The following is a 17,824-nucleotide window of genomic DNA, read 5'->3' on the forward strand; positions in this document are numbered from 1 at the left end:
ATTAGATAAAATCTATCAAACAGCGTAAGTGTTCAATTTATTATTGCAATTTACGAAAGATGTTGTTTACACAAAAGCAACATCTTTTTAATTAAATTTAAAATATACTATCACATCACTAGATGAAATATGCTTCTCTAATTGCATGGAATCCACACTTTTGGTATAATTTTAGTGTTATGAGGTTGCTGAATTAGCTCAGTCGGTAGAGCGTCTCCCTCGTAAAGAGAAGGTCGGCAGTTCGATTCTGCCATTCAGCACTCAGAGTACTAACAAAACATGATTAACCTTTATTTATCAACGTTTTACGAAGATAAGTAAAGGTTAATTTTTTTGAATTATGAAAAATCATGCACAAAAATATGCACACGTTTTTGTGCATGTGCATGGAAAAGATTTTAAGAGCAGAACAAAAGCTATAATAACGGGCTTTAAGCCTGTTTTTTTGTGTGCACAGCATGAACATTTTATTCTCCCACTCAACGTTCAACACATTCCTATTTAATTTAACCATATGTGTCAAATCATTAATTTGTTTAAAATTAAAAAGACGCCGCAGCGTCTTTTTTTCATCCCCGATTTTTTGTTAATTTTTTTAACGCCTAAAGCGTTTCTTTCAGGCACTTAAGCTTACAATGTCCAAAAGGCCTTGAATTATAAAGTAAATTTTTATCCATAAATTCCCCTATTTTTCTGTAAATAAATAAAATAAAAGACTTAAATTAGCATATTTGTATTAAATTATGTGCAAATATGATTAAACCCTTTACTTTTCATCAAATTCAATTCATTATAGGTCTGTAATCATTAGACTTATTTTTTATTCAATAAAATAGGAGATATTAAAAATGTTTAAAAACAAATTTATTAAGTTATTAACTGGCTTTTTGTTTTTTTCGTTGTCAAAACAATATCTTTAATATTTTAATTCAGATATACTCTCTTTGATCAAGTTTGAAGTGAGGGAAAATGAATGAAAAAGTTATTGATCGGAAGCGCAGTCTTAGCTGCCTTATTAATTAAAGAAAATATCGCAGTAAATGCGGCAATAGAGCAAAACGAAACAATGCCTAAGATTGCAGTTACTGACAAAAAAGAGAAGCCAAAAGACCAGTCTGATAATAGTTTGGCAGGTCATTATGACCAAGAGACAAATTTTATTACCTGGGAAATAAGGCTGAATCCCAAGAAAGAAAAATATACTGGTGATTTGAAGTTGGAAAATTTAATTCCAGAAGGCTTAGTTCTAGATCCAGATACGATTGAAGTAATTAAGAATGATAATTTTATTCAAAATTCTAGTTTAGTTAAATTGAAGAAAAACAAATTAACAGCTGAATTTCCTGCTAAGAAGTATTCAGAGAGCACAATTTTGATTAAGTATCGAACCAAGGTGGAAGCAGAGCCTAATGAGCCTAATTATCTTCGGGTGAGTCAGTCCTTTACTTTGGGCGATGATCGAGTTCAAGAATACGAGCAAGAAATTAAATACGATCGAAGTAATAAGAATTTTAACATTGAAGCGCCACATAAATCTACGTTTAGAGATGATAATCAAATTTCGTTAATTAAAAAATCTAAAAATAATGAAGAACGCTCTGAAGATTGGCTTAAACGTCTAGCAGAGCTGATTATTAATAAAAAAGAAACTACTTCAGATAAAGGAGGTGAAAAAGTTCAAGGACAGGTCAAAGATCAAAAGCAGCAAGCTTCCCCAGAAAATACAAACCTTTCACGCACTCCAACTGTCAAAGGCTTGACTGGTTTTGATACTAAGGCTAACGAGGTAAAATCCACGGCTAAAATAGATTCTGATTCAGTAAAAACTACTCTAGATAAAGACGAGATTAAGGACAATGCAAGTACTATCTCGCCTAAGTCGCAAAAACACGATACTCATGTCACACTCCCTAAAAGTGACACATCAGAAATTAAGGCAAAATTACCTAAAGCTGGTGAAACTGCCGGTGTTATGCTCAGCGTATTGGGCATAATTTTAATAATTGCAGGGTGGACAGTTCGAACAAAATTCTTAAAATAATCTATATTTGTACTAAAATACGGATTTTCAATAGCCAAAATAGACTCTTTCACGTATTATTGAGATAGATAAACTTGTATCATGAAAGAGAAACAAACATGCCGTACACTATTTCAGAAATTATTGTTTTATTTTTTACTTATTCAGTTATCGGCTGGCTTTGGGAAACCTTTTATTGTTCGATCAAAGACCACCATTATGATTATCGGGGATTTCTGTTTGGTCCTTACTGCCCCGTGTATGGGTTCGCCGTTACTACAATTTTAATTTGTACCAAAGACGTGCGAGATAACCTGCTCCTTTTATTTATAGTAGGGACTATCGTTGCCACTATTTTCGAATTTGTGGCTAGTTGGCTATTAGAGACAATCTTTCGCATGAAGCTTTGGGATTATTCAAAATTATGGGGTAACATTCAAGGTCGAGTGGCCCCAATGATTTCATTATTTTGGGGCGTTGGTGTAGTTTTATTAGTAAAATTTATTCAGCCAATCATTCAGAAGCTCATTAATAATGAAGAAAAGATAACTCATGGCTGGCTAGCTGTGGGTATTACCATTGTTATGGGTATTGACTTAGTATTAACAGTAATCAGTGTCGAGAGATTCCATACTACAACTAAGATGTGGGATGTGCATATTGACCACTTTATTGAGCGAGTTAGAACTAAAGTAGAAAGTCATATGCCTGAGAAAGGAAAATTGCGGGTTGGTGATTGGCACCACTCAGTGATGCAGCACTATGATGAATTACAACCGCAACGATTAAGCTGGAATCATAAGCGCTACTTGAAGAGCTTTCCAAAATTAAAAGTTACTGATGCTCCTAAGTTCATGGAAATTAAGAAAGAAGTCTTGAAGAAAGAAAGCTAACTAACATAATCTTATTTTGTGGGATTGAAAAAAGTCGGATGATCATATTAGGTCATCCGACTTTTTCTTATCCATTAATTCTATTTGGTTCACGTTTTTTACTTTTTATTTCGGTGTAGTTATCTAAAACGTTGGCATAGCGTCCAAGGGTGAAAAGGTAATCAGATAATCGATTGATGTATTTTAATACGTCATCTGATAATTCCTGTTCATTTAAACTTAATTTGACCAATGCCCGTTCGGTGCGTCGAGCGACTGTCCTGGCATACTGAAGATTGGCACCAGTGGCTTTACCACCTGGCAGAATAAATTCAGGAATGGAAGGAATTTGGGGTGTTAGTTGATCAATGCGATGTTCGAGTTGCTGCACTGTTTCATGGGTGATTTCTTGATGATGCTTTACCACGATATCAGCTTGTAATTGGTAAAGGTTGCGTTGTACGTCTTGCAGCTCATCTTTAAGTTGCAGACAGTTTTTAGATAAGTTAGCAATTACTACACCTAAGTAGGATTGCAATTCATCTACGTCACCTAGAGCTTCAATTTGGAGGTCATATTTAGGCACCATTTTGCCAGTAACTTGCTTAGTTAAACCTTTGTCACCAACTTTAGTGTAAATTTTAATCATAGCTGATTCCTGCTTTTCGTTTGTAATTGTTTAGGGCAAGAGTCAATGGTTTGTACAAAACAAAATAGAAACCAAAATTGCCCAGACAATGGTAAGTATCAAATAAGAAACTTACCGCAACATAACCTAAAAAGGATGACCAGCCACCCCAAATTGACATGCCGAAATTGATTAACAAGCCATATACGTAACCCAGAAGGGTAGCTACGATAACTTGCATCCAGAAGTGTTGCTTTAGTGGGGTGGTTTTGTCAAGTAGGATTACTACTAAAACACAACCAACATAAGCCATAATCTGGGGGATAGTCCAAATTCCAAAGCCTAGATAAATATTGGACAAGATCATGGTCAATGCGGATAGGGCAAAGCCAAAGCCAGCACCCATTGTTAGGGTCACAATCATAATCATATCAGTTACGGGCTGTACGTTAGGGATATCGATGATTTTAAAAATTCTGAGTGTTACACACATAGCAACCAAAATCGCTAGGAGTGCTAAAGATCTAATCTGAACTCTTTCTTTGGTAAGCATTTTACTTGATCCCGGCTAGCTTCCAGACAACACGGTCGTTTCTATGCAATGGTTGTTGGTATGCTCCTTTAGAAGCATACTTGCCATTAATGGTGTAAGTCCAGTAGATATTCTTACTCTTATTTTGGCTTCTGCCAGCAATACTAGTAACAAAGCCATTAGTGCTTTTAACGTGCCAACCTTTTTTCAAACCGGTGATCACTTTAGCATTTTTCTTAACCTTAAAACTCTTGTGTGAGAAGGCCTTGTTGCCCTTCTTTAAGGTGTAATGAACTTTAATGTAAGAAGCAGCTTGGACGTTGCTGGTTGGTGCAACGCCAGTGAAAAGTAGGCTAACAAATACGGCACCGGTAGTAGTTAAGCTTAATAATTTTGTTTTAGTCATTTGTTTTTCTCCTTATGATTATTTCATTTTAGCTAAAGTAAATTTAACTTTATCTTTGTTATTAACAGTTTGTTCATTAGCGCCTTTAGAGGCAAACTTATTGTTAATTGTGTAGGTCCAATAAATCTTTTTCTTAGGATTTTGAGTTTTGCCGTCAATTGCAGTGATAAAGCCTTTGGTTTCCTTAACTTTCCAGGCCTTTTTTAAACCAGCAATTACTTTAGCTTTTTTAGGAACTTTTATGGTTTTCTTATCAAAGGTCTTTTTACCTTCTTTTAAAGTGTAATTAACCGAAATTTGGTTAGTTGTGCTTTTTTTAGTAGCTGAATTATTATTTGAGCATGCAGTTAAGGCTAACGTAAAGAAAGTAATAATTGCAAAAAATAGATTAATTTTACGTTTACTCATACTCTTCAATTCCATTCCTCCAAATAAATTTATTTAATTGGGCAGGCGCCACCAGCACAATCTGATTGGTCGACTAGCTCTAGTCCTTTTTGATCATCATTTTGCTTAGCAAAAACTTTTTCAACATCATCAGTAATCAATGCGGCTCTAGCCTCGTAAGTCTGCTTGTCAATTGGTTCCTTCGGAGCTTGTTTAAGTGAGCCACCGTAATAAGGAAGAAGTGAAGTTGACTTAATAATATGGCGATATTGGTAAAGTAGTGGGGCAATTTGATCACTTTCATCGCTTTGGAAAGTAACGGTACAACTAACAGCATTGTCGGACCAATAAGTTTGCAAAAATGCTTGTGTCGCAAATTGTTCCGCGATGGAAACAGTGCCGGCTGAGGCAAAGTTTTTGCTGTCGGCGTGAGCTGCACGAAGTGGAAATTCAACACAGATTGTATTTGGTGTGTAAATATCTGGTTCAGTGTGGTAGCCACATTCTTTTAAGGCTGGCAAAAGTGGGTCGCTAGCTTGGAAACGAATCCGTTGAATCAAGTAACCAGCATAGTGGAAGTGCATTCCTTCGCTGACTCCAGCCAATTTCGCTACCGTACCTGAAGGTTTAACTGTGGTGTGCTTAATTGATTCATTGCAGCCTAATTCCTTGCTGTAGGTCTTGTCTGCGTCAACTACAGCTTGGTAAAGGCTGTCAACCATCTTAACCGCTTGAGGGTCATAGATTGGCTTCTTGATCTTTTGCCCATTTTCTTGATCAACTGCATCCTCAAAGCCAGTTACAACTCTGTGACCGAGATCATTTAAAAGCCAGTCTTGAATTCCTGACATTGAAACCCCGATTCGGCGATTTTTATGGATGATTTCGCGTGAAATTTCCCAATCATAGGGACTGAAGGTAACTCGCTTGGTGTAGCGAGCAGCTAAGCCAAAGGCTTCCTTGAGGTCCCAGCCTTCTTGTTCCGCTACATAAGGGAAGACCTCAAACAAATTACATGGTTCACCATTAGCTAGAGAAATCTCACCACAAGGGTTGGTGCCTTCAACGCTGTCGTCAATGCCGGCCTGATAACCATCAACGATTCGGCCATAATTGCGTGAAAGATCAAGATTGACGATTCCTGGTTCACCGTTATGCAAAATTCCGTCAGAAATTGGGCCATAATTATTAAATTTAGAGTTAATTGCGACACTGTTGTTAGAAGCCCAGCGGTGATGATAAAGTTTTTCCTTATCTTGCTTCATCTTAATAAAGTCTTGATTATCGCTAGAGCCAAGAGCAAGTTCAGCAGAGCGACGGACATTGCCTGCAACAACTGTTTTACCAATCAAGTTACAAATATCAGTGCCGTCAACGGCAGTAAGCTTACTATTAACGCGAGCATTGATAACGTTGTTGATATCAATAAGCATCTCAACTAAAGGCATTGGGCCTGAAGCCGTACCACCGAAGCCATGGATCTTAGCACCATATGGACGAATGTCAGAGATATCGAGTGCTAATTTGATTTTGTGGTCTGGATTAGTGGCGTTAAAGTGCATGTCGATTAAACGGGCATTAGCTAAGACCCAACCTTCACGGGTGTCAGGCAGTTTGTAATAAATTGTGTCGTCAGGTACACTTTGCTTTTCCCATTTGTCTTTGTCGATGGCACCGACCTTGAGGGATGCCTCGTAAGATGGACTCTTTTTGTCGATGATTACGGCTAAATCCACTTTATTGTCGACGGAAGGAATTTGAGCGATATTTTCGTTGACCACTGAAAAACCAACACCGCCGCCCTTCATTAATTGGTCAAATAAGAAGGAGAAAGGCATTGAAACGGCTTTTTGCTCAGGATTAAGATAAGCAGGCGCAATGTGGCTATCGCCGTATTTTTGTGGGCGAATTGCAATGAACCAGCAGTTATTTAAGGAATCACCGTTCCGCTTTTGATAATCAGTACCTGAAATCCAAAGATTACGACCAGACGGAGTAGCAGCTAAGCCATAGACTAAACGAAATAGTTTTTGTGCTTCATTAGTTAACTCCGTAATTACTTCTGCAGAAGGATTATCATGCAAGCGCGGATCAAGGTTAATATTACCTTCAATAACTCGTTTGACAGTTTCATCCCAATTCTCAGCTCTATTTTGGTCAGGAAGCCAGCGGGCATAAGTTCTCTTGTAGGTAACCCAACCTAATTCTCCCCAATGAGGTTTAACTTCTTGTTTCACTGAATCGATAAAGTCAGGATCCAGCTTAATTCTTGTGGTAGGCATAAAAAACTCACTCCTAAAAGTTACTATTGTTTCACAAAACACATTATCTATGAATACATTTATGATAATACCACAATATGTTGTGTTATGCATTAAAAATTTTTCACATAAAAGGGACTTGCATTCTACAATTTAGGTTAGTAATAGGGGTTGAGAAAAATAAAAAAATATTCAGCAACAAATTTGCTACTGAATATTTTGAGATTAATTGATAGGGGTTGAAAAGTAAATTTTATTTGTTATAGAAAATATAGAAAAAGGATTGTTCAAGAAATTATTTTACGAAACCTGCAGTGAACCAAGTGTTGGCACTAGGCTTAAGTGACCAACCAGAGATCTTCTTGTTAACAGCAGTTACAGAGTATTGGTTGGTAGTTGGCACAACGTATGCTTCATCATACATCCACTTTTGCCACTTCTTGAAGGCATTAGCACGGTAAGTAGGATTGAAGGCCTTCTCTGAGTCGATATCAGCCAAAAGCTTAGTTTGCTTAGGTGAAACGAAACGAGCAAAGTTGTATGGTGCAGCTTCATTGTAAAGGTCGTTAGGGGATGGTTCACTTGAAAGTGACCAACCACCTTCGAAGACGTCGATTCTTGGATCGTCAGATTGGACAGCTTGTACCCAGTTGTTGAATTCCATTAGACGGCCGCCGACAAATTTAACATCCAAACCAACTTTCTTCCATTGTTGGATGTAGTTTCTCCAAACAGGTTCAGCGGTAGTTGAGTTGTTTCTAACAGCCAAGTTAATTACTAACTTCTTACCGTTAGGTTGAACTCTGTATTCACCCTTCTTCTTGTAGCCGGCTTTATCCAATAATTCGTTAGCCTTCTTCAAGTTGTATGGGTAACCCTTGATTGACTTGTCAGTATAATCACCAAATTGTTCAGGGATCAAAGTGTTAACGCGGAAGGCCAAGCCGTGGTAGTAACGTTTAGCGACTGCATCAACGTTCATTGCATAAGCCATAGCTTTACGTAATGATGGATTATTCATCTTAGAATTCTTGTTTTCAACGTTTTTGCCAGCCTTTTTGTCCCATTTACCTACCTTAAAGCCTAAGTAGCTATAAGATAGAGGCACATTGCCGATAAAGTTAGTGTCAGTGGCATTCTTAACATCTTCCCATTGGGTATTAACGACACCAGCAACGTCGAACTTGTGACTCTTGATGGCTTGAGTAACTGAGTTGGTACCGATGACTGTCATGGATACCTTTTCCAAGTTTGGCGTACCACGCCAGTAATGCGGGTTACGTTCCCAAGTGACAGATTGACCACGAACAAGCTTGCTTACGCGGAATGGGCCGTAGAAGAGTGGTTGTTTTCTAACCTTGTCACTAGACATCAACTTGGAGAATGGTACGTCCTTTAAGTAATGGTAAGGTTCAGCGTATTCCCAGAAGTAACCGTTACCTGATTGAAGCATACCAGGCTTCATTTGTTTAAAGTGAATTACGACCTTGCGGCCATTTTCGCCATCAGGCATCTCAATACCAGAAATCTTCTTGCTCTTGCCTTCGTGATATTCTGCTAAACCAACAATGTCGGCAAGAGAATCGGTATAACGTTGTGACTTGGAGTCTTTATTAGCAATAATTTCATAAGCGTATTCCACGTCTTTAGCATTAACTTGCTTGCCGTCTGACCACTTAACACCCTTCTTAACCTCGATAGTTACGGTCTTGGCTTTACGGTCAAGCTTAAAGGTAGCAGCACCTTTATTGTTAATCTTGTATTGATCGTTGACTGAGAATAACCCTTCTTGTCCTGGTTCTGCAACTTCAGTGTCAGTGGCAGTATCAGATAATTCTGGCAAGAAAATACCAGTGAAGGGACTATCTGACTCGATAGCGTAATTTAAGGTCCCACCTTTTTTAACACTTTTCACAGGAACAGTTTGACTGAACTTGTTATTTTCTAGTTGTCATGAACTGTGCAAAGTGTGCATGGTAACTGAAAAAGGTAAATACCTAGAAAGAAGGAAACTTTAAAATGACAAAAAATGAAGAAATCGAAATGAACGAGGGAAGTCATAAAAGTCCTAAAGAATGGGAAAAAATGGATTATGAAGCAAAATGTTTGCCGGATTTTAAGAATGATGATGACAAAACGGTAGCTAAAATTTATGAGACAGATAATTATGGTCAATTCAGCGTAGACAAAAAATTGTGTAATGATGATCGCATTAAATTACTTAAACTTAAGTACATTTTGAATCATGAGAGTTTGCCTCTAGTAGCTGTAAAAGAAAATCTAGGACAATGGGAAATTATTGTTGGTCAAGACAGTTATTGTGCAGCTAAAGAGCTACGAATTCCTATTTATTATTATGAAACTTTTGATTCTAAGCAGTTTCAACGATCTAACGATTTGTCATTTAATGATATGGAAGATTTATTAAAACATCTTTTACATAAATATAGTTTTGGTTGGTAGTTAGAAGGTTAATCTCTATGAAGAAAAAAGTAAAAGAACCACGTGCAAGACAGTTCATGTACGTACAAGACTTAGATCATCTAAAAGTAGATGAGAAAGATCTATCAACTATCTTGAAGCAATCAGGAGCGCTGGAGTGGGCGTATATTAAGCATGACCAAGATCCTCAAAAAAATCAGGATGGTAAGACTATCAGACCACATATCCATGTGGTTTTGAAGTATGAGAACCCCCAGAAAATCAGCTCTGTGGCAAGTATGTTTAAAGACCAGCCTCAGTATGTGGGAGTGTGGAAAGGCAGAATTGCTAATGCTTATTCTTACCTGTTGCATGAGACAGAGGAAGCACAAAGCCAAGGCAAGCATGTTTATAAAGCGAGTGATGTTGTGGCATCTTTTGATTTTGAAGCTCGGATGAAAAGTATTAGAGCCAAAGTTACTAAGAGCCCGAAATTCATTTCTTCTCTAATCGATCAATATGCCGAAAACAAGATTACTTACGACGAGCTTGAAAATCAGATTGGCATTTCTCAGCTTGCTAGACACAAAAAATTAATTGATCAAATCACTGAATTAAGGGCGGAAAAAGAGCATGAAAAATGGCTTAAGAGTTTTAAAGGCAAGAAAATGAAGGTCCTATGGTTATATGGTGCAGCAGGAGTAGGTAAAACTCGCTTTGCGGAATATTTGTTTAGAAATAAAAAGTACTCAATCCTTGGCAGTAGTCGTGATTATTTTCAAGATTACTGTGGTGAACACTTTGTAATTTTAAATGATTTACGCCCCAGAGATTTTAGTTATTCCGATTTACTTAGAATTCTGGATCCTTATCAACATGATAAGTCAGCACCTTCACGCTATCATGATAAGAAACTTAATTTAGAGGAAATTATTATTACAACGCCTTATGCACCTACCGATTTTTATAAATACGTTTTTATTGACGATAGGCGGGTAGATACGGATGAACAATTATTAAGGCGTATTCAACCAATTCACATTACGAAATCATTCATTAAAAAACGCCTAAAAACAAAAAAATCTAAGCAAAACGGTCAAAATAATGCTTAGATCTAGAAATTATTTTTTCTTTTTATATTATACGAGGATTTATAAAATGACTCAAAAAATTTTAAATAGTAAAGAACTTTGCCAAACTTTAGGTATTAGCACAACGCTTTTCTACAAACTAAAAAAATCAGGAATGCCTTATCACAAATTCCCAGGAAGTCGAGCATATTTTATCTTAGAAGAAGTAGAAAATTGGCTAGGAGAAGCGGGTTATCATCAAGAAACCACGTGGACTAAGTAAATTTGAGAGAGTAGAATGTAGGAGTAGCTTACGTTCTGCTCTTTTTATAGAATAAAAAGGGTAGTTAACGATGATTAAAAAAGTAATTAAAGGTAAACATGTTGGACAATGGAAAGTAAGAATTCAACCAGTAGACAAAGCGACTGGTAAAAGGATAAGTTTCCCCGTTCAATATGCTAATTCCAAGAAAGAAGCGGTTAAGCTAGAACGAAATTTATGGGCTGAATATGAAGATGGCCTAAACTTTAGTGATGGTAAAGTTAGTTTTGCTAAAGCTTTTCAAAAGTATGTTGATCGAAGAGCAAATACAATTAGTCCCGTAACTTTAAAATCTTGGCAAGAATCAGCAAATGATTTTAATGCATACTTTAAAAATACCTCAATTAATAAGGTAACTACACAACTTGTATCTGATTATGCGCATGAATATGTAGAAAAAATCAAGTAACTGTTAGCCGTTCTTCTACAATTGCTAAAAGACTTGTACATATGCGTAACTTTTTTAAGTCAATCGAAGGAAAAGTAGTAAAAGAAAATCCTGTTCCAGAAGGTGCCTTAAAATTATTTTTTAAACAAAGTGATTTTACCGTACCGAAAGAATGGTACATTTTTTCATCTAATGAATTGGATGAAATTAGAAATTTGATTGAAAAAGATTTACAACATAGTTCAGTTATGAACGTTGGCAGTAAATTGGCAATCTTAATTGAAAGCTACACAGGTATGAGAATTGGAGAACTTCAAGCATTAAAGTTCAACAACGTTGTTTATGAAGATTCAGCTTGGACTTTTCGTATAAATGATAGTTGGTCTGATTATACTAATTCACTTACTGGAGCTTTAAAAGCGCGTCCTAAGGGCTATTCAAGAACACTGCTGCCATTGCCTAAAGATGTAATTGATTTGGTTAAACAGTATGAAACTAAGCAAAAGGAATTCTTGAAAAAGCACGATCTAGAAAATCCATTAGATTTAGTTTTTATAAATTTGCATGATTATAAAGCGTCTGCTAATGATCAACCTATCAGACAAAAAAGTATAAATATGATGCTTAAGAATATTTGTGATAAGTTGGATATAAAGTCTGATGATAAACAATTAAGCATGTATTCATTTAGACATACTATTTGTACTAATTTAGCTAATACACCTGGTATGTCATATCCGTGGGCGGCTGAAAAAATGGGACACTCGCTGCAAATGTTTATGAATACTTATGTAGGTGTTGATCCTAATATGAATGAGAAGATGAATAAGTTGTGGGTTAGTTAATAACGGATTGCACATAAAATGCACACTTTTTTTAAATGAAGTGTTAAAAACGTTGATATATCAATAAAGTTAAGTAGTAACCTCTATGCTGGCATTCAGCATCAGAGTACTAACAAAAGACCTGTAATGAAGCCCAACTTTAGAAGTCGAGTATTCATGCAGGTCTTTTTTTGCACCAAAAATAACTGGTTATAACCACTTTGCAGAAAGCTCTTTCATGATATAATTTTACTCAAAGTGGTACTAACCAGTTAGAAGGTGAGTAAATGAAAAGCCCATTTTATAAAGAATTGATGAACCAATTGGCTTCACATATCAAAAAAGATTATCAACCTAATCAGAAGCTTCCGAGCGAACGAGAACTAGTTGAAATGTTCAAGGTGAGCCGTAGCACTGTGCGTTTAGCACTTAATGAATTGGAAGAAAAGGGTTTAATTTATCGTTTGCATGGTAAAGGGACCTTTGTTACACCAACTTTTATCAAGCAGCCGAACTTAGGTAGCATGTATTCTTTTAGTAGCCAGATGGAAGGCGAAGGCAAGGAAATGTCTACTAAAAATATTTCTCTTAAATTGTGTACACCAGAAAAAGAAATTGCACTGCAATTGAATCTTGCGTCAAATGATCAAGCGTATGAATTGATAAGATTACGTTTGGCTGATGGTGAGCCGTTAGTGTATAACCGCACTTATTTGCCAGAGAAGATTTTTCCTAATTTAACTTTAGATGATTTGAATCAAGGGACTTTATATGGAACTTTGAAAAAGAAATATCATCAAATTAGTGTATTGGCATTTGAAGATGTACAAGCAGTTAATCTGACTAAAGAAGCGGCTCAACTTCTTCATGTTAAAGAAAATACGGCTAGTTTAAAAATTAACCGTAAAGCAATAAATGATAAAAACATCCCGATCGAGTTTACACAAGCACTCGCTCGCGGAGATAAATTTGTATATAGATCTAAGCAATATGATGAATAATATGAGGAGAAAAATGATGACATATTTCATTCATGCAGATAAATTCTTTTTAGAAAATAAAACTGAAATTGGTGGTTATTTAGAAGTTGATGATCACGGAAAATTTGGTTTTTATTATCCAGAAGATGAAAAGCCTGAAGGCAAGATTGTCGATTATACCGGTAAATGGATTGCTCCTGGATTAGTTGATACTCACATTCACGGTTTAGTTAATGAAGATTCTATGAAGAGTGACTGGGAAGGAATCAACAAGATTTCTGAAGGCTTACTTAAGGCAGGCGTTACTTCATGGCTTCCAACTACGATTACTGATAGTGATAAACATTTAATTGAAACTTGTGAAAAGTATGCAGCACATAAGGGTGAAGAAACTGGTGCTAAAATTCAAGGCTTACACTTTGAAGGACCTTACTTTACTCCTAAACATGCTGGTGCAGAAAATCCTAAGTATATGCGTGATCCTTCAATTGAAGAGCTTCGCCGTTATGAAGAAGCTTCTGACGGGATGCTAATTAAGATGTCGATGGCTCCAGAACGTAAGGGTTCCAAAGAATTTGTTCGTCAAGCAGTGAAAGACGGCATCATCATTGCATTAGGACACTCAGCCTCAGATTATAAGGATGCCATTGCATGTATCGAAGCAGGTGCCACTATGTTTTGCCATACGTATAACGGTATGGAACCAATGTCACAACATGCTCCTAACTTGCTTGGAGCCGCATACTCTGCTCGCTTAGTAACCGATGAATTAATTTGTGATGGTCACCATGTATTGGAACCAACTGTCAGAGCTCTAGTACGTGCTAAGGCCCCAGAACATATTTGCTTGATCACTGACTGTATGCAAGCGGGACTCATGCCAGATGGTGATTACATGTTAGGTGAATTACCAGTTTATGTAAAAGACGGCATGGCTCGCTTGAAGGATGGCGATAACTTAGCAGGTAGTATTTTATTGTTGAAGCAAGCTGTAAAGAATCTGGTTGATTGGAACGTTGTTACTCCTGAAGATGCAATTATGATGGCATCATATGTTCCAGCACGTTCAATTAATAAGCTTGATAAATGTGGTTCAATTAAGCCTGATAAGCCAGCTGATTTCATTGTTTTGAATCCAGACATGACTTTGAGTGAGACTTATTTGGATGGTGTATCTAGATATAAAGCTTAAAATATTATTTTAGATAGAAAAACAGGTATGCGTTGTCATGATGCATACCTGTTTTTGATTAGATTGCTTTTTTCATTATTAGCAGCGCCATTCAACGCCAGTCATTTTAACATTTTTGTTAGCCTTAATTAGGGCAGCACCGTTGCCGATTTCAACGCCGCCATCTAAGATTCCTTCATCGGAGCGAAGGTTAAGGCTGCCAGCATTATAATCCATCACCATGTTTGGACCCATCAAGGTCATATCATACTTAGAAGTATAAATTTTAAGTCCTTGATCATTGTCTAATTGAACAGGATAGTCCGGATCTTTTTCATCAACCCAAATAATTGAAAAATGTGAACCAATACTGCAGCCGCCACCCTTGATGGAATATTTGCCGCCGCCATCATCGGTAATTAAGATCAAAGTCTTGTCAGCAATTTCTCTTCTTTTTAAATAATCTAATGCGGAGTCAGTAAATGTGATTTTTAGCATATTCGTTACTTCCTGTCTAAATCTCTTTACTTGTTAACTAGATTATACAAGTAAAAATTAGATAAGAAATTGATTTAGATCAAGAAAAGCTAACTTTTTAGTCGCCCCAGATGACGATCATTTCTTGCCATTCGCCACTTTGACCGATATTACGAAATTCTAAATTGAATACTTTGGCGTTCATATGGTTTTCTTGCCATTTTTCATAAGCTTCATTAGGCATATCTTCAGTTGATTGATACTTAAAAGAATCAACGTGTAAATTTTTAGCTAAAATAGCATTTTTGTCATTAAACATAACAATCACTTCTTTTCATATATTATTGTAGTCGATTTTCTAATGGTTGATACAAAAGCAGCTTATAATAGAAGTAAGAAGAAAATGATGTAATAGAAGAGAGGAAGAGCGATGCCACTTTGCCAATTATTTATTGATAAAAACAAATCACAATTTATGTTAATGAAAATGCCTGATGAAGTTACACCTGATAATTATCAAGGTTGGGTAAGTCAAAAAGAAGCTGAGAGTACTATTCAAGCATTTGAATTCCCTCAAAAGTTGCTAGATCAAATTGCTATGGAATATTTAGACGATAGTCAAGGGAGCGCCCCATATGAGGCTAAATATGTCTTAATGAAAGCGTCTGATGAAAATGCATTATTTGTTTCTAGCTTGGAATTAAGTCGTAATGGCGATGAAAAAATGGATGTAATTAGAAATGGTTTATTAATTGTGTTTGATGAAAACGAATTGCAACATTTTAGTGATGTTTTGCAAAAAGCGTGGAATGAAACAAATTAATAGTCTAAAAAAAGATAAGAAGGGGTAAGAATGACCCGTAAAATTGTTGATCAAACTTTTGAAGATGATCAGAAAAAGGATAATTATATTTTTATTTCTGATATTCATGGCAATTTAGAGACAATTGATTTAATTGAACAAGCCAAGAAAGACTATCCATTAGCTCAATTAGTTACCGGTGGTGATTATATTGATGGACGTGAACATGTTAAAGAAGTTTTGGATTATTTAATAGATCAGAAAAACCAAGGTGCCCTTGTTTTATTAGGTAATCATGAACAAATGATGCTTAATTTCGCTGAAGGAACTGAGCATCAAGATGGAATCTGGTTCTATAACGGCGGTGGGAAGACTTTAACCAATATATTTGGCCGGACGCTTTTGCCCGATGAAGTTAGAGAAAGTAAATATTATCGTTTCTTAAAATCATGTCCGACAATGTATGATACACCGCAGATTATTTTTGTTCATGCGGGTGTGCGCCCTGATGAAAAATATAATGATCCCACTACATATAATAAGGTAGTTTATGGTTTGAAGTTTGATTATGACTTTTATCGGATTTGGGCACGAGAAGAATATTGGTATTCTGATCAAGTGGAAAAAATGATTGCCCATAATCGAACTGGTAAAACAATTGTGACGGGGCATACGCCTACAGCTGCTTTAGAAGGTAAATACGATGATGGGCGAAAAATGAAGCAACTGCAAAAGGATGACTGTATTGTTAGAAAAATGCAGTATCCAGGTGAACCAGCCAGAATTTTTACTGATGGTGGATCACATTCTGATCCTTTAATTTATCCACATAATGATGGCAATGTTGTAGTGCTTGATGGAAACGGTGAGATTGTTCGCGTTTATAATTGGAAAAATCCACAAGGAACAAAGTTTGATGAATAAGAAAAAGCATCCCGATTGGGATGCTTTTTAGATTTAGAGATCAAAAATATTAATTAGTCTTCAACTTTCTTAGCTTCGTTCATAGCCTTCATGATTGAAGGGTTCTTTGAGTGACAATCTTTGATCATTTGTAAATCTTCTTCAGTTAACTTAACTTCGTATTTAGTCATGATTTATTCCTCGCTTTTATTTAAAAATACATTTTTACTATAGCACTTAACTTTCTAACTGGAAAGAATCTATTTTGTTTGCAGCAATATTTCAGCTTGTTAAATACGAACATGCTTTTGCACATAGCAAGTTAAAAATAAAAGTGCTAGTAACCTTGATAGATCAGTATTTTGTATTATCTAAATAAATTTACACTAATGTTACAAATGTTACAATAATGTCATATTAAGTAATGTTTTCTTAATGATTGAGTGATATTCTTGTTATGGTTCTGAAACGAAAAGCTTGTAGTATATACGATGTCAATTGAATACAGACAGACGAATAAGTGAAAATTCGTTACTTATATTATTTTTTATAACTTTAAGGAGAGAATTTTTTTGAAGATTAAATCTATCTTAGTTAAGTCAATTGCAGTAGCTGCTATGTCAGTTACAGGTTTAGTAGTAGCAAACAACGCAGGCTCAAACACTGCACAAGCTGCTATCGTCCAAAACGATGCAAGCGTAGTAACTGTAAACTACGTTTCAGATAATTCAATTACTGTATATAACAACTATGAAAACCCAGTAGCAACTGGTCAAACTTTAGCAAGCGATACTTCATGGAAAGTTATCAAGACTGCTTACGATTCAAAGGGCCACAAGTGGTACGACTTAGGTAAGAACCAATGGGTTCGTGCTAAGTACGTAACTATTGGTTACCACGCAGCTGCTACCCAAACTCAAACTACTGCTCAAGCTTCAACTCAAGCTCCAGCACAATCACAAACTCAAAATACTCAAACTGCTTCAAATACTAGCGCTTCATCATACACTTCAAACGCATCAGGCTCAGAAGCAAGTGCTAAGGCTTGGATTGCTAGCCGTGAATCAGGTGGCTCATACAGTGCTTCTAACGGTCAATACGTAGGTAAGTACCAACTTTCAGCATCATACTTGAACGGTGACTACTCAGCTGCCAACCAAGAAAGAGTTGCTGACCAATACGTACAAAGCCGTTACGGTTCATGGACTGCTGCTAAGTCATTCTGGCAAGCAAACGGCTGGTATTAATCAGTTAAAAACTAAATAACAATTGAATAATAAAAAGGAGGCACTTTTCCAGATTCGGCAATGTCATTAAGTTAAGACATTGACAAATTGATAGTTTAAGCTTTTAGATCATT

The 17,824-nt window shown here is 36.2% G+C and carries 19 protein-coding genes, 1 tRNA gene and 1 pseudogene; 13 read left to right on the top strand and 8 right to left on the bottom strand.

What is annotated here, in order from left to right; genetic code table 11:
- Positions 1 to 187: 187 nt before the first annotated feature.
- From CP355_RS07325 to CP355_RS07335, 3 genes are all read left to right on the top strand, one after another.
- Positions 188 to 260 (top strand) — tRNA-Thr (locus tag CP355_RS07325).
- A 713-nt stretch (positions 261 to 973) separates the two neighbouring features.
- Positions 974 to 2,041: a peptidase gene (locus tag CP355_RS07330; protein WP_089143334.1), complete on the top strand. Its 1,068-nt coding sequence runs from the start codon at positions 974 to 976 to the stop codon at positions 2,039 to 2,041.
- Positions 2,042 to 2,139: 98 nt separating this feature from the next.
- The gene (locus CP355_RS07335) at positions 2,140 to 2,913 is read left to right on the top strand and encodes a putative ABC transporter permease (RefSeq protein ID WP_089147882.1); all 774 of its coding nucleotides are present in this window, start codon (positions 2,140 to 2,142) and stop codon (positions 2,911 to 2,913) included.
- A gap of 67 nt (positions 2,914 to 2,980) precedes the next feature.
- Here CP355_RS07335 and CP355_RS07340 read toward each other — a convergent pair whose 3' ends face one another.
- The 6 genes and pseudogenes from CP355_RS07340 to CP355_RS07365 form a co-directional block, all read right to left on the bottom strand.
- Positions 2,981 to 3,541 carry a cob(I)yrinic acid a,c-diamide adenosyltransferase gene (locus tag CP355_RS07340; protein WP_023487846.1) on the bottom strand — a complete coding sequence of 187 codons (561 nt, stop codon included), beginning with the start codon at positions 3,539 to 3,541 and terminating at the stop codon, positions 2,981 to 2,983.
- Positions 3,534 to 4,073, bottom strand: a complete 540-nt coding sequence (locus CP355_RS07345) for an ECF transporter S component (RefSeq protein ID WP_098044243.1) — start codon at positions 4,071 to 4,073, stop codon at positions 3,534 to 3,536. The genes CP355_RS07340 and CP355_RS07345 overlap by 8 nt, the downstream gene beginning before the upstream one ends.
- Before the next feature lies 1 nt (position 4,074).
- Positions 4,075 to 4,458, bottom strand: coding sequence for a DUF4430 domain-containing protein (locus CP355_RS07350; RefSeq protein ID WP_023487848.1), 384 nt, complete (start codon positions 4,456 to 4,458; stop codon positions 4,075 to 4,077).
- 18 nt (positions 4,459 to 4,476) lie between these two features.
- Entirely contained in the window at positions 4,477 to 4,866 is a 390-nt protein-coding gene (locus tag CP355_RS07355) for a DUF4430 domain-containing protein (protein ID WP_089143335.1), read from the bottom strand.
- A 29-nt stretch (positions 4,867 to 4,895) separates the two neighbouring features.
- Complete coding sequence (gene nrdJ, locus CP355_RS07360) at positions 4,896 to 7,127, bottom strand: ribonucleoside-triphosphate reductase, adenosylcobalamin-dependent (protein WP_098044244.1); 2,232 nt, start codon at positions 7,125 to 7,127, stop codon at positions 4,896 to 4,898.
- A 274-nt stretch (positions 7,128 to 7,401) separates the two neighbouring features.
- A pseudogene (locus CP355_RS07365) lies at positions 7,402 to 9,042 on the bottom strand (oligopeptide ABC transporter substrate-binding protein); the annotation flags it as partial.
- 83 nt (positions 9,043 to 9,125) lie between these two features.
- On the opposite strand from CP355_RS07365, the gene CP355_RS07370 reads away from it, so the two are divergent.
- The 7 genes from CP355_RS07370 (at position 9,126) to nagA (ending at position 14,303) form a co-directional block, all read left to right on the top strand.
- Complete coding sequence (locus CP355_RS07370) at positions 9,126 to 9,569, top strand: hypothetical protein (RefSeq protein WP_098044245.1); 444 nt, start codon at positions 9,126 to 9,128, stop codon at positions 9,567 to 9,569.
- A gap of 17 nt (positions 9,570 to 9,586) precedes the next feature.
- Complete coding sequence (locus tag CP355_RS07375) at positions 9,587 to 10,639, top strand: Rep family protein (RefSeq protein WP_098044246.1); 1,053 nt, start codon at positions 9,587 to 9,589, stop codon at positions 10,637 to 10,639.
- Positions 10,640 to 10,685: 46 nt separating this feature from the next.
- Positions 10,686 to 10,880: an AlpA family transcriptional regulator gene (locus tag CP355_RS07380; RefSeq protein ID WP_098044247.1), complete on the top strand. Its 195-nt coding sequence runs from the start codon at positions 10,686 to 10,688 to the stop codon at positions 10,878 to 10,880.
- A gap of 70 nt (positions 10,881 to 10,950) precedes the next feature.
- Positions 10,951 to 11,328 carry a hypothetical protein gene (locus CP355_RS10790; RefSeq protein WP_369822636.1) on the top strand — a complete coding sequence of 126 codons (378 nt, stop codon included), beginning with the start codon at positions 10,951 to 10,953 and terminating at the stop codon, positions 11,326 to 11,328.
- Positions 11,329 to 11,369: 41 nt separating this feature from the next.
- Positions 11,370 to 12,152: a tyrosine-type recombinase/integrase gene (locus CP355_RS07385; RefSeq protein WP_369822637.1), complete on the top strand. Its 783-nt coding sequence runs from the start codon at positions 11,370 to 11,372 to the stop codon at positions 12,150 to 12,152.
- Positions 12,153 to 12,418: 266 nt separating this feature from the next.
- On the top strand, positions 12,419 to 13,132 hold the full coding sequence (locus CP355_RS07390) for a GntR family transcriptional regulator (protein WP_098044248.1): 714 nt from the start codon (positions 12,419 to 12,421) through the stop codon (positions 13,130 to 13,132).
- A gap of 16 nt (positions 13,133 to 13,148) precedes the next feature.
- Entirely contained in the window at positions 13,149 to 14,303 is a 1,155-nt protein-coding gene (gene nagA, locus CP355_RS07395) for an N-acetylglucosamine-6-phosphate deacetylase (protein WP_098044250.1), read from the top strand.
- Positions 14,304 to 14,381: 78 nt separating this feature from the next.
- Here nagA and CP355_RS07400 read toward each other — a convergent pair whose 3' ends face one another.
- Both CP355_RS07400 and CP355_RS07405 read right to left on the bottom strand, forming a co-directional pair.
- Positions 14,382 to 14,780 (bottom strand): iron-sulfur cluster biosynthesis family protein, encoded by a 399-nt coding sequence (locus tag CP355_RS07400; protein WP_025006071.1) that lies wholly within the window; start codon positions 14,778 to 14,780, stop codon positions 14,382 to 14,384.
- A 97-nt stretch (positions 14,781 to 14,877) separates the two neighbouring features.
- Complete coding sequence (locus CP355_RS07405; protein WP_025006070.1) at positions 14,878 to 15,078, bottom strand: hypothetical protein; 201 nt, start codon at positions 15,076 to 15,078, stop codon at positions 14,878 to 14,880.
- A gap of 111 nt (positions 15,079 to 15,189) precedes the next feature.
- On the opposite strand from CP355_RS07405, the gene CP355_RS07410 reads away from it, so the two are divergent.
- The 3 genes from CP355_RS07410 (at position 15,190) to CP355_RS07425 (ending at position 17,711) form a co-directional block, all read left to right on the top strand.
- The gene (locus tag CP355_RS07410) at positions 15,190 to 15,582 is read left to right on the top strand and encodes a hypothetical protein (protein ID WP_025006069.1); all 393 of its coding nucleotides are present in this window, start codon (positions 15,190 to 15,192) and stop codon (positions 15,580 to 15,582) included.
- A gap of 30 nt (positions 15,583 to 15,612) precedes the next feature.
- Positions 15,613 to 16,485 (top strand): metallophosphoesterase family protein, encoded by an 873-nt coding sequence (locus CP355_RS07415; RefSeq protein WP_098044249.1) that lies wholly within the window; start codon positions 15,613 to 15,615, stop codon positions 16,483 to 16,485.
- Between the two features lie 551 nt (positions 16,486 to 17,036).
- On the top strand, positions 17,037 to 17,711 hold the full coding sequence (locus CP355_RS07425) for a hypothetical protein (RefSeq protein WP_025006067.1): 675 nt from the start codon (positions 17,037 to 17,039) through the stop codon (positions 17,709 to 17,711).
- The last annotated feature ends 113 nt before the right edge of the window (positions 17,712 to 17,824 follow it).

The sequence above is a fragment of the Lactobacillus sp. UMNPBX4 genome, assembly GCF_002554115.1.
In the GTDB taxonomy this organism is placed as follows: domain Bacteria; phylum Bacillota; class Bacilli; order Lactobacillales; family Lactobacillaceae; genus Lactobacillus; species Lactobacillus gallinarum.

What these genes read in the sequence shown, in the direction of transcription:
- CP355_RS07350 (WP_023487848.1), bottom strand. Translation starts at nt 4,458, where the DNA reads ATGACTAAAACAAAATTATTAAGCTTAACTACTACCGGTGCCGTATTT.
- CP355_RS07345 (WP_098044243.1), bottom strand. Translation starts at nt 4,073, where the DNA reads ATGCTTACCAAAGAAAGAGTTCAGATTAGATCTTTAGCACTCCTAGCG.
- CP355_RS07330 (WP_089143334.1), top strand. Translation starts at nt 974, where the DNA reads ATGAAAAAGTTATTGATCGGAAGCGCAGTCTTAGCTGCCTTATTAATT.
- CP355_RS07390 (WP_098044248.1), top strand. Translation starts at nt 12,419, where the DNA reads ATGAAAAGCCCATTTTATAAAGAATTGATGAACCAATTGGCTTCACAT.
- nrdJ (WP_098044244.1), bottom strand. Translation starts at nt 7,127, where the DNA reads ATGCCTACCACAAGAATTAAGCTGGATCCTGACTTTATCGATTCAGTG.
- CP355_RS07380 (WP_098044247.1), top strand. Translation starts at nt 10,686, where the DNA reads ATGACTCAAAAAATTTTAAATAGTAAAGAACTTTGCCAAACTTTAGGT.
- nagA (WP_098044250.1), top strand. Translation starts at nt 13,149, where the DNA reads ATGACATATTTCATTCATGCAGATAAATTCTTTTTAGAAAATAAAACT.
- CP355_RS07335 (WP_089147882.1), top strand. Translation starts at nt 2,140, where the DNA reads ATGCCGTACACTATTTCAGAAATTATTGTTTTATTTTTTACTTATTCA.
- CP355_RS07375 (WP_098044246.1), top strand. Translation starts at nt 9,587, where the DNA reads ATGAAGAAAAAAGTAAAAGAACCACGTGCAAGACAGTTCATGTACGTA.
- CP355_RS07355 (WP_089143335.1), bottom strand. Translation starts at nt 4,866, where the DNA reads ATGAGTAAACGTAAAATTAATCTATTTTTTGCAATTATTACTTTCTTT.
- CP355_RS07340 (WP_023487846.1), bottom strand. Translation starts at nt 3,541, where the DNA reads ATGATTAAAATTTACACTAAAGTTGGTGACAAAGGTTTAACTAAGCAA.
- CP355_RS10790 (WP_369822636.1), top strand. Translation starts at nt 10,951, where the DNA reads ATGATTAAAAAAGTAATTAAAGGTAAACATGTTGGACAATGGAAAGTA.
- CP355_RS07385 (WP_369822637.1), top strand. Translation starts at nt 11,370, where the DNA reads ATGCGTAACTTTTTTAAGTCAATCGAAGGAAAAGTAGTAAAAGAAAAT.
- CP355_RS07410 (WP_025006069.1), top strand. Translation starts at nt 15,190, where the DNA reads ATGCCACTTTGCCAATTATTTATTGATAAAAACAAATCACAATTTATG.
- CP355_RS07405 (WP_025006070.1), bottom strand. Translation starts at nt 15,078, where the DNA reads ATGTTTAATGACAAAAATGCTATTTTAGCTAAAAATTTACACGTTGAT.
- CP355_RS07415 (WP_098044249.1), top strand. Translation starts at nt 15,613, where the DNA reads ATGACCCGTAAAATTGTTGATCAAACTTTTGAAGATGATCAGAAAAAG.
- CP355_RS07400 (WP_025006071.1), bottom strand. Translation starts at nt 14,780, where the DNA reads ATGCTAAAAATCACATTTACTGACTCCGCATTAGATTATTTAAAAAGA.
- CP355_RS07370 (WP_098044245.1), top strand. Translation starts at nt 9,126, where the DNA reads ATGACAAAAAATGAAGAAATCGAAATGAACGAGGGAAGTCATAAAAGT.